The organism is Dyella sp. 05T440 (genome assembly GCF_056395965.1).
The window spans coordinates 82,010-91,836 of sequence record NZ_JBFTKN010000017.1; the positions used below are offsets into that span (position 1 = coordinate 82,010).

General features: G+C 64.4%; 8 protein-coding genes. 4 read left to right on the forward strand and 4 right to left on the reverse strand.

Annotated elements, in window-relative coordinates:
• Window positions 1-109 precede the first annotated feature (109 nt).
• From AC1DE1_RS18700 to AC1DE1_RS18710, 3 genes are all read left to right on the forward strand, one after another.
• A complete protein-coding gene (locus AC1DE1_RS18700) occupies window positions 110-2,269 on the forward strand; it encodes an AsmA family protein (RefSeq protein WP_477176138.1) in 2,160 nt (719 codons plus the stop codon).
• Window positions 2,270-2,322: 53 nt separating this feature from the next.
• Window positions 2,323-3,252, forward strand: a complete 930-nt coding sequence (locus tag AC1DE1_RS18705) for a DMT family transporter (protein ID WP_477176137.1) — start codon at window positions 2,323-2,325, stop codon at window positions 3,250-3,252.
• Window positions 3,253-3,337: 85 nt separating this feature from the next.
• The gene (locus tag AC1DE1_RS18710; RefSeq protein WP_477179255.1) at window positions 3,338-4,450 is read left to right on the forward strand and encodes a calcium:cation antiporter; all 1,113 of its coding nucleotides are present in this window, start codon (window positions 3,338-3,340) and stop codon (window positions 4,448-4,450) included.
• Between the two features lie 5 nt (window positions 4,451-4,455).
• On the opposite strand, the gene AC1DE1_RS18715 is transcribed toward AC1DE1_RS18710, so the two are convergent.
• Window positions 4,456-5,352, reverse strand: a complete 897-nt coding sequence (locus AC1DE1_RS18715) for a LysR family transcriptional regulator (RefSeq protein WP_477176135.1) — start codon at window positions 5,350-5,352, stop codon at window positions 4,456-4,458.
• Between the two features lie 170 nt (window positions 5,353-5,522).
• Between AC1DE1_RS18715 and AC1DE1_RS18720 the strand changes: the two genes are divergently transcribed.
• Window positions 5,523-6,164, forward strand: coding sequence for an NAD(P)-dependent oxidoreductase (locus AC1DE1_RS18720; protein ID WP_477176134.1), 642 nt, complete (start codon window positions 5,523-5,525; stop codon window positions 6,162-6,164).
• A 69-nt stretch (window positions 6,165-6,233) separates the two neighbouring features.
• Here AC1DE1_RS18720 and AC1DE1_RS18725 read toward each other — a convergent pair whose 3' ends face one another.
• The 3 genes from AC1DE1_RS18725 to AC1DE1_RS18735 all read right to left on the reverse strand — a co-directional run bounded on the left by AC1DE1_RS18725 (window position 6,234) and on the right by AC1DE1_RS18735 (window position 9,343).
• The gene (locus AC1DE1_RS18725) at window positions 6,234-7,181 is read right to left on the reverse strand and encodes a copper resistance protein B (protein ID WP_477179256.1); all 948 of its coding nucleotides are present in this window, start codon (window positions 7,179-7,181) and stop codon (window positions 6,234-6,236) included.
• Window positions 7,178-8,905 carry a copper resistance system multicopper oxidase gene (locus tag AC1DE1_RS18730; protein ID WP_477179257.1) on the reverse strand — a complete coding sequence of 576 codons (1,728 nt, stop codon included), beginning with the start codon at window positions 8,903-8,905 and terminating at the stop codon, window positions 7,178-7,180. The genes AC1DE1_RS18725 and AC1DE1_RS18730 overlap by 4 nt, the downstream gene beginning before the upstream one ends.
• 81 nt (window positions 8,906-8,986) lie before the next feature.
• The gene (locus AC1DE1_RS18735; protein WP_477179258.1) at window positions 8,987-9,343 is read right to left on the reverse strand and encodes a hypothetical protein; all 357 of its coding nucleotides are present in this window, start codon (window positions 9,341-9,343) and stop codon (window positions 8,987-8,989) included.
• Between the last annotated feature and the right edge of the window lie 484 nt (window positions 9,344-9,827).

Genomic DNA, 9,827 nt, shown 5'->3' on the forward strand with positions numbered 1-9,827 from the left:
CGTTCAGCGCCATGCTGCGTGAACATTGCCGCGGCCCTATACCCAAAGACGACGCGCTCTTCACCCCTCGCACCGGCAGGATGGCCGCAGACCCTCACGGGAGCAAGGCATGCGGCGGGGTTGGAAAATAGTGTCATGGATCATCGGCGTCTGCCTGGCGCTGATCGTGGTGTTGTTGATCGTGATCGCCACGTTCGACTGGAATCGTCTCAAGCCCACCATCAATGCGCGTGCCAGCGAAACCTTGGGGCGACCGTTCGCCATCAATGGCGATCTGAGCGTGCGCTGGCGACGCGAAGAGCGCGCCAGCGGCATCGAAGGCTGGGTGCCGTGGCCGGAGTTCATCGCGCAGAACATCAGCATCGGCAATCCCGACTGGACCAAGCAACCGCATTTTGCACAGCTCGATGCCTTGCGCTTCCGCATTTCGCCGCTGCCGCTGATCGTGCATCGGGTGGAAATCCCGGTGCTCTATCTCACCCAGCCCGCCATCGACCTGGAGCGCAATGCGCAAGGGCAGGCGAACTGGGAGTTTGCGTTCACCAACAACACCACCCCCTCGGCATGGAAACTCGATCTGCATGCGATCGGTTTTGACCGCGGTCATATCATGCTGAACGATGCGATCAACAAGGCCGATCTGCAGATCACCATGGAGGCACTGCAGCGCGCGATTCCCTATGGCGACATCGTCTCGCAGCAATCGGCCGATGCACGCGAGCAGGCCAGCAAGACCGTCGGCGCCAATGCGAAGACCACGCTGGAGAAGGATGCGGGCACACAGGAAAACCAACCCGGCCACACCAGCGCCACCTACCAGTTCGCATTCCAGGCCCAGGGCAAATACCAGGGCGCCGCGGTCGACGGCAACGGCAAGACCGGCGGCGTGCTCGCGCTGCAGGAGACCGACCAGCCGTTCCCGCTGCAGGCCGACATGCATGTGGGAGATACGCATATCGCCATGGTGGGCACGCTCACCGACCCGCTGCACCTGGCCGCGCTCAATATCCGCCTGTGGTTCTCCGGCAGCAGCATGGCCAAGCTGTATCCGCTGATTGGCGTCACCCTGCCCGACACGCCGCCCTATGCGACCGAAGGCCATCTGCGCGCGACCCTGAAAAAGGGCGCCAGTCATTTCTCCTACGATCATTTCCGCGGGCGGGTGGGCGGCAGCGATCTGGCCGGCGATCTCGCCTTCGACACCGGCAGTGCACGTCCGACATTGACCGGCACGGTGAAGTCGCAGCTGCTGCGCTTCTCTGACCTTGCTCCTTTGATCGGCGCGGACTCCAACGCAGAGAAAGATCAACGCGGCGACGCCACACCGCAACCTAGCGACAAGGTGTTGCCCGTTGAGCCGTTCCGCACCGATCGTTGGCGCGCGATGGATGCGGATGTCACGTTCAGCGCGGCCAAGATCGTGCGCGATACGGCGCTGCCGATCGATGCGCTGCAGACCCACATCGTGATGACCAACGGCGTGCTGACGCTCAGTCCACTGAGCTTCGATTTCGCCAGCGGCAAGATCGACAGCAACCTGCGCCTCGACGGCAGCACCAGCCCGATGAAGGGCGACATCAAGCTCAAGGCGCGGCACCTCAAGCTCAAGGAACTGTTCCCCAAGTTCGCGCCGATGCAGACCAGCTTTGGCGAGATCAATGGCGACGCGGCGCTCAATGCGCGCGGCAACTCGGTGAGCGAACTGATGGGCACCTCCACCGGCGAGCTGAAGCTGCTGATGAACGACGGCGCCATCAGCAAGGCACTGCTGGAGACGGCCGGCCTCAATGTGGCGAACATCGTGATCGTCAAGCTGTTCGGCGACAAGACGGTGAAGATCAATTGCGCGGCATCGGATCTGTCGGCCACCAACGGCTTGTACCAGACCCAGCTGTTCGTGTTCGACACGGAAGACGCCACCATCCGCGTGAATGGCACGGTCAACTTCGCCAATGAAAAACTGGACCTCGACGTGCGGCCGGAAGCGAAGGGAGTGCGCATCCTTTCCCTGCGTTCGCCGCTCTATGTGAAGGGCACGCTCAAGGATCCCGATGTCGGCGTGCAGCCGGGGCCGCTGATCCTGCGTGGCGGCGGCGCCGTGGCGCTGGCCGTGTTCGCCGCACCGGTCGCCGCGCTGCTGCCGCTGGTCGCCACCAGCAAGGGCGAACAGGACAACACCTGCGCCACCGTGCTCGAGCAGATGCGCGGCGCATCCAAGGCGCGCACCGCACCGCTGCCGGACAAGACCAAGGCCGCCGCCACGCACTAATGATCGCGCCGCAAGGCTAGAATGCCGGACTCCCTCTTCGTCGACATTCGTGCATGCAACCGGTCAACAAGGCCCGCTGGCAGATCCATTTCTGCGTGCTGCTCTGGGGCTTCACCGCCATCCTGGGCAAGCTGATCACCCTGCCGGCCATGCAACTGGTGTGGTGGCGCATGCTGCTGGTGTCGGGCGCACTGTTGCTGGTGCCACGGGTATGGCGTGGCCTGAAGGCCATGCCGGCAAGACTGCGCTGGGCTTATGCCGGTATCGGCGTGCTGGTGTCCCTGCACTGGCTGACCTTCTACGCCGCCATCAAGCTTGCCAATGCCTCGGTGGGCGCCACCTGCATCGCGCTGGGGCCGGTATTTCTTTCGCTGGTGGAACCGTGGATCGCCCGCCGCAAGTTCGATCCGCGCGAGCTGCTGATCGGCGTCGCCGTGGTCCCCGGCGTGGCGATGGTCGTGGGCGGCGTGCCGATGGACATGCGCATGGGCATCGTCGTGGGCGCACTCTCAGCGTTGCTGGTTGCGCTGTTCAGCGCCTTCAACAAACGCATGGTGGAACACGGCGACCCGCTCACGGTCACCTGCATCGAGCTGGGTACCGGCACGTTATTCCTTACGTTGCTGGCTCCGCTGCTACCGCACTCCGGGCCTGCGTTTGTATGGCCCAGCCTGCACGACGCCACCCTGCTCACCGTGCTCTCGTTCGGCTGCACGTTGCTGCCGTTCGCCCTGGCACTGGTGGCCTTGCGCCATATGAGCGCCTTCGGCACGCAGATGGTGACCAACCTGGAGCCGGTCTACGCGATCGTATTGGCGATACTGCTGCTGGGCGAGCAGCGCCAACTGGATGGCTGGTTCTATGTCGGCGTGGCGGTGATCCTGGCTGCCGTGTTTATTCACCCGCTGTTGACGCGCAAACAGACGGCGACCACCCAGCCGGAATTGCTGGGCACGGCCGAAAGCCACAATGTGGTTGAATAGGCCGCCGTCGCTACGGTGACTCACGCCACCGGGTGAACGTGCACGACGCCCAGCGTCGATCATGGCTTTCGGGGAGGTGCTTGCGATGACGCGGGTCGGATTCCCAAGAATCGTGCGGCGCGAGTGGTTCCTGGCCATCAGTGCGGCCACCGCCCTCGCCTTCCTGCTCTTTGGTCCGCGACTGCTGGACGGGCTCGATCATCCGCTGTGGCTCGCCGTCATTTTTGGATGGCTGTTCACCGTGATCCTGGGTTCCGCCCTGGCCGTAGTGCGACACGCGGAACACCTGGGCGAACAGCTGGGCGAACCCTATGGCACCTTGGTGCTGACGCTGTCGATCACCACCATCGAAGTGATCAGCATCACCGCCATCATGCTGCACGGGGCGAACAACCCCACGCTCGCGCGCGACACCTTGTTCGCCGTCACCATGATCGTGCTCAACGGCATGGTCGGCCTGTCGCTGCTGGTCGGTGGCTGGCGGCATCGCGAGCAGCAGTACAACCTGCAGGGCGCGAACGCCTACCTGGCCGTCGTCATTCCATTGGGCATCCTGGCGCTGGTGATGCCCAACTACACCATCGACCCGCACAAGACGCTCACCTTGGCGCAAGAGGTCTTCCTCGCGGTGATCTGCGCCGGGTTGTACATCGCGTTCATCGGCCTGCAGACCCGTCGCCACCGTGCCTATTTCGCGGCCGTGGAGGACGACGACGAAAGCCCTTCTGAAATGCAAGGAGGCGCGACACGCACCACCTTTCACGCGCTGCTCTTGCTGGCCTATATGGTTCCCGTCGTGTATCTGGCGGAAAAGCTCGCCCACCCGATCGATTACGTCGTGGAAACGCTGGGCAAACCGGCGGCGCTGGCCGGACTGGTGATGGCCGTGCTGGTCGCCACGCCGGAAGGCATCGGCGCCGTGCGTGCCGCGCGCGGCAACCATATGCAGCGCTCGGTGAACATCTTCCTGGGCTCGGTACTGTCGACCATCGGCCTCACTATTCCGGCCATCCTCGTCATCAGCCAGCTCACCGCGCATCCCATCGAGCTTGGCCTGCAGCACACCGACCTGGTGTTGTTCCTGCTCACGCTGACGGTGAGCCTGGTGACGTTTTCCAGCGGTCACACCAACGTGCTGCAGGGCGCCGTGCACCTGATCCTGTTCGTGGCCTATCTGTTCTACATGTTCCAGGTCTGAGGCCATCAGCCCGAAGCAGCGAGCGTCGCGCGCAGGTGGTCGATAAAGGCGCGCACCTTGGCCGGCGGCTGGCGCCCGGGATACACCGCGTAGATGCCACACACCGGCAAGCTGTATTGCGCCATCAGCACGACCAGCCTGCCCTGGCGGATATCTTCCGTGACCAGATAATCCGGCAGCACGCTGACGCCCGCACCATGGCATACCAGCGCATGTGCGGTCGTCACATTGTTCGCTTGCACGCGCTGGCGCATGCGCACGGTGCGTCGTGTGCCGTCGGGCGCGGTGAAGGTCCAGCGCAGTGGCGTGGCCAGCAGGGTGAGCGCGACCCAGTCGTGCGATGCGAGATCGGTGATCACACGCGGCTGCCCGCAGCGCGCGAGATACTCAGGCGCAGCGACCATCAACTGGCGAAACGTGCTCAGGCGGGTGGAACGCAGATTGGAATCGCGCAACCAGCCCATGCGGATGGCCAGGTCGAAACGCTCGGCGATCAGGTCGCTCATGTGATCGTTGAGCACCAGATCCGCCTGCAACGACGGATGCTCGCGCAGGAATTGCGCCAGCGCCGGCGCGACCACGGCCGTGCCGTAATCGCCGGTGGCAGTGAGCCTCAGCGTGCCGCTGGGTTGCTCCTGACTGCGCCCGACCTGGGCGATCGCAGCCTGGGCCTCGGCAAGAATGCTCAAACAGGCGGCGTGAAACGTGCTGCCGGCCTCGGTCAAGGTCATGCGCCGCGTGCTGCGCGACAACAGCGTTACGCCCAGCTCGGTCTCCAGGCGGGCGATGTGCTGGCTCACCATGGCCTTGGTCATGCCGAGCACGTCGGCTGCCGCGGTGAATGAGCCCGCGCGCACCAGCGCGGTGAACACGGACAAGCGATTGAGATTGACCTCGGCCATGCCATCCTCCGTACTGTCAACTTAAACTTTACAGTGAATTCCCCTTTGATGCGTTTATCTGGATCTGTCGCGGGCGCATGCTGGGCCTTGTTGGTGGCGCTGGCAGTTTTTTCACGGCAGCCCCGTCATCGTCCCCCGCACTCCCCTATCCCCGCTGGAGAGCACTACCCATGAAGATCGCCTTGTTCGGCGCTACCGGCCATGTCGGCCACGCCATCCTCGACGAAGCGCTTGCACGCGGTGCCGATGTCACCGCCATCGTGCGTGATCCGTCGCGCCTGACTGCCAGGGACGACCGCGTCGACGTCGTCACCGGTGATATCGCCGATCCGGAAAGCTGGCTGGACGCGGTACGTGGTTCCGACGTTCTCATCGTGAGCATCTCGGCCCGTCGCGATGGCTCCAACGACGCGGTGCCTGCCATCGCCGCGACAGTGCTCGACTACCTGCCCAAGGCGGGCGTGAAGCGCCTGGTATGGGTGGGCGGCGCTGCGTCGCTGGAAACCTCGCCTGGCGTGCGCGTGATCGATGACCCGCACTTTCCTGCGGCATGGAAGGACGAAGCCCAAGGCCAGATCAAGGCGCTGGAAGTGTTCCGCCACGACAAGAACGCGGTGGAATGGACGTATATCAGTCCCTCTGCGCTGCTCGAAGACGGCCCGCGCACCGGCAAGTATCGCGTCGGCAGCGACCAGTTGCTGGTGGACGCCAACGGCAAGAGCCATATCAGCGTGCCCGATTACGCGGTGGCCTTGCTGGACCGGGTCGAGAAGAACGATGCGCGTCGGCAGCGGATCACGGTGGGCTACTGAAGCTGCGGGCCTGCGATGTTTGCTGAGGACACGGGATACCGACGGGTGTCGGCATCCCGCTGCTCACCTTCAAAACCACAAGCGCACACCTGCCACCCACGTTGTCTCGCGCGCATGCACGGGCGGCAAGCCGGGCTCGCTTTGAATATCGCCAAACCGTCGCGCCCAATCCACGCCGATATACGGCGCAAACTTGCGACTGACTTCATAGCGCAGACGCAGACCCGCCTCGACTTCGGAAAGGCCGGATGAGATGCCGCGCTGCGGATCGTCCTTGCCGTAGAGATTGACCTCCAGCTTTGGCGTCAGGATCAGCTTCTGCGTGAAGCGCAGGTCGTAGCTGGTCTCCACGCGCAGCGCGGTACGCCCCTGTTCGCCCACGTAGAACGTGGCCTGCGTTTCGAACCAATACGGCGCCAGGCCTTCCACGCCCATCGCCAGCCATGTGCGATTCGGACCCTGGCCGAAATCCTGGCGCGCGCCCAGCTGCCCGTCCCAGAAGCTGGTCCAGGCATGACTCCAGAGCGCTTCGATGCGAGCATCCTGCGTGCCGTCGCTGCCGCGCTCGCCTTCGGTCTTCAGCCACAGGCGGTTGATGGGATTGCCATACCAGCCTTCGGCTTCCCAGTTGGTCGCGTAGTCACCAGAGGTGCTGCGACTGCGCTCGAGCCGGTCGACCAGCAGCATGCCGATCGATTCGTTGTCGTCCATCTGCATCATCGCGTTCATCTGCGAGGGCGACATGTCATGCAGCACGTATTGCGGTGGCGGCGGCGCTATGTGGCCGTTGGCCGGCAACACCGTGGCCTCATCCATATTCGCCATGTCATGGCTGCCGTGCTGCATGTCGTCATGCTGCGACGGAGTTTGCTGGTTCGCGTGTGATGGCGCCACGCCGCCTTGAGGCATCGGCATGGCCATGCCCGGCATGTCCTGCATGTCCATGCTCTGCGCCAGCAGGCTCATCGGCAGCGCGCCAAGGCACGCCATGATCCATCGCCTGGATGCGCGGCTCATGCCACCACCACTTCGCGGAACATGCCCGCTTCCATGTGGTACAGCAGATGGCAGTGATAGGCCCAGCGGCCCAGGGCATCCGCATTCACGCGATAGGCGATGCGCTGCGCCGGCTGCACCATCACGGTGTGCTTTCGCACCTGGAAATTGCCGTCGGGCGACTCGATTTCGCTCCACATGCCATGCAGGTGGATGGGGTGCGTCATCATGGTGTCGTTCACCAGCACGATGCGCACCTGCTCGCCGTAGTGCAACCGCAGCGGCTCCGCCCCGGAATAGCGCCTGCCGTCGAACGACCACAGGTAACGCTCCATATTGCCGGTCAGGCGCAGCGTCATCTCACGATCTACGCGCGGAGCAATGGGCGCATCGACGGCGTGCAGATCGGCGTACGTGAGCACTCGGCGCCCGTTGTCGCGCAGGCCCACGCCCGGGTCGTCGAGATTGCTGCGTGGTGTGGTCACGCGCGCATCCACCTCGGGTCCCGTCTTCAACGGCGCGGCTCCCTCGTGACCATGCGACATCGCCATCCCCGGCATGCCGCCCATGTCCATGCCGGGCATGTCGTGTCCCATCGCGCCGTGATCCATCGTGCCCATCATGTCGCCCATGGCGAGCAAGGGACGCGCATCGAGCGAAGGCACTTCAGCCGCCATCCCTGCACGCGGTGCCAGCGTGGCGCGCGCATAACCGGTACGGTCCATGCTCTGCGCAAAAATCGTCCACGCACGATCGGCCGACGGCTGCACGATCACGTCATAGGTCTCGGCAGTGCCGATGCGAAATTCGTCCACGTTCACCGGCTCGATGGCCTGACCGTCCCCAGCGACCACGGTCATGCTCAAGCCGGGTATGCGCACGTCGAAAAACGTCATCGACGAACCGTTGATGAAACGCAACCGCACTTTCTCGCCTGCATCGAACATACCGGTCCAGTTGCCTGCCGGCGTGCAACCGTTCGTCAGATACGTATAGGCGACGGAAGAAACGTCAGCCAGGTCGCTGGGATCCATCCGCATCTGGTTCCACATGCGGCGTTCGTCCAGGGCCTTGGCGATGCCTGCGCCATTGGCGTCGTGGATGAAGTCGCCCACGGTGCGCTTGCCGATGTTGTAGTAGTCGCTTTGCTTCTTGAGGTTCGCGTAAATCGTTTCCGGATCGAGATCGGTCCAGTCGTTGAGCATCACCACGTAGTCGCGGTCTGCACGATGGCGCTCGCCCTCGCGTGGCTCGACCACGATCGGACCGTACAGACCCGTCTGCTCCTGAAAGCGCGAATGGCTGTGGTACCAGTACGTACCCGACTGGTTCACCGTGAACCGATAGGTGTACTCGCCCCCGGCGGGAATCCCGTCGAAACTCAGACCCGGCACTCCGTCCATATCCGCCGGCAACACGATGCCATGCCAGTGGATGGAGCTGCTGACCTTGAGGCGATTGCGCACGCGCAGCGTCACCGTCTCGCCCTGCCGCCAGCGCAACAGCGGCGCCGGCAGTTGACCGTTCACCACGGTGGCGACGCGCCTGCGGCCGGTGAAGTCCACCGGCAGCTCATCGATCTCCAGTTCGAAATGGTTGCCACGCAACTCCGTCCGCGGCGCTGCCACCTGCGCCATCGCATTGCCGCGCCAAAGGCCCAGCCCGGCAGCGACGCCGCCCAGCGCCAGACCTTGTACAAACCGCCGGCGCGGCAGTTGAAAACCGCGCGGTTCCTGCTTGTTCATTGCATTGCTCCGTGCCGCGCGCCCGCATGCAGGCGCATCGAATCGGCCGACGCGTGCCGGCCCGTTGCCTTCAACGGAGAATCAGGCGACCGGTGGCCGCAGCGGTGGTTCGTAGACGGGTTGCGGCGCAGCCTCGCGATGCGACTGCCGCGGCGAACCATCGGCCCGCACATGCAGTACGTGCGGCACCATCGACAGCGGCACACTCGCGGGAGCGTGGCTGCAGCAGCTATCGGACATCACGTTCGAGGGATGCGCCGGCGCGTGATCCGGCGACGCGTGCTGCATGGTCATCATGCCCATGGCCGCCGTCGACGGACAGCAATCGTCATGCCGCGGCATCGCCCAGGCCACGCTGGACAGCGCCAGCCACGCGCACATCACCAGCACCAGCAAGGTGCGGCAGCGGCGGAGGTGGCGGAGCAAAAGGCGGGGCATGGGGTGGAGGATAGCGATGCGATGGGTGGGGGCTCAACTCTGGAGGTGGGTCTTGTTGGGTTTGGGCGGCGATTGGGGTCCTCCATGGCACCGAATAGCGGGTTCCCGATTTCTGCCTCGCATCGACATTAGCCGCCGCCCCCTGTCGCGCCCGCCTGTCTGTGGGAGCGCACCCTGTGCGCGACAGCCACGCAGGAGTGTACCGCTCTGTAGGTTTGTCGCGCACAGGGTGCGCTCCCACAGAAGAGCCGACCGGCAAGATTGATCCGCCATCCACGGACCTTCGCCCTCCCTTGTAGGAGCGCACTTGTGCGCGACCGCACCACCTGGACGTGCCGCTCCGTCGGTTGGTCGCGCACAAGTGCGCTCCTACAAAAGACCTGCCCGGCCCAGTAGCGCCTGGCGTTGTTCGGCTCTTGGTGTGGCTCTTCGCCCTCGGGGTCCCCGTATGACGCGGCGGGCGGGTGGAGGAAAGCCCGAAGGG

Excerpts from the sequence above, each read along its gene's own strand:
- AC1DE1_RS18700 (WP_477176138.1), top strand. The coding sequence starts at position 110 with ATGCGGCGGGGTTGGAAAATAGTGTCATGGATCATCGGCGTCTGCCTG.
- AC1DE1_RS18705 (WP_477176137.1), top strand. The coding sequence starts at position 2,323 with ATGCAACCGGTCAACAAGGCCCGCTGGCAGATCCATTTCTGCGTGCTG.
- AC1DE1_RS18710 (WP_477179255.1), top strand. The coding sequence starts at position 3,338 with ATGACGCGGGTCGGATTCCCAAGAATCGTGCGGCGCGAGTGGTTCCTG.
- AC1DE1_RS18715 (WP_477176135.1), bottom strand. The coding sequence starts at position 5,352 with ATGGCCGAGGTCAATCTCAATCGCTTGTCCGTGTTCACCGCGCTGGTG.
- AC1DE1_RS18720 (WP_477176134.1), top strand. The coding sequence starts at position 5,523 with ATGAAGATCGCCTTGTTCGGCGCTACCGGCCATGTCGGCCACGCCATC.
- AC1DE1_RS18725 (WP_477179256.1), bottom strand. The coding sequence starts at position 7,181 with ATGAGCCGCGCATCCAGGCGATGGATCATGGCGTGCCTTGGCGCGCTG.
- AC1DE1_RS18730 (WP_477179257.1), bottom strand. The coding sequence starts at position 8,905 with ATGAACAAGCAGGAACCGCGCGGTTTTCAACTGCCGCGCCGGCGGTTT.
- AC1DE1_RS18735 (WP_477179258.1), bottom strand. The coding sequence starts at position 9,343 with ATGCCCCGCCTTTTGCTCCGCCACCTCCGCCGCTGCCGCACCTTGCTG.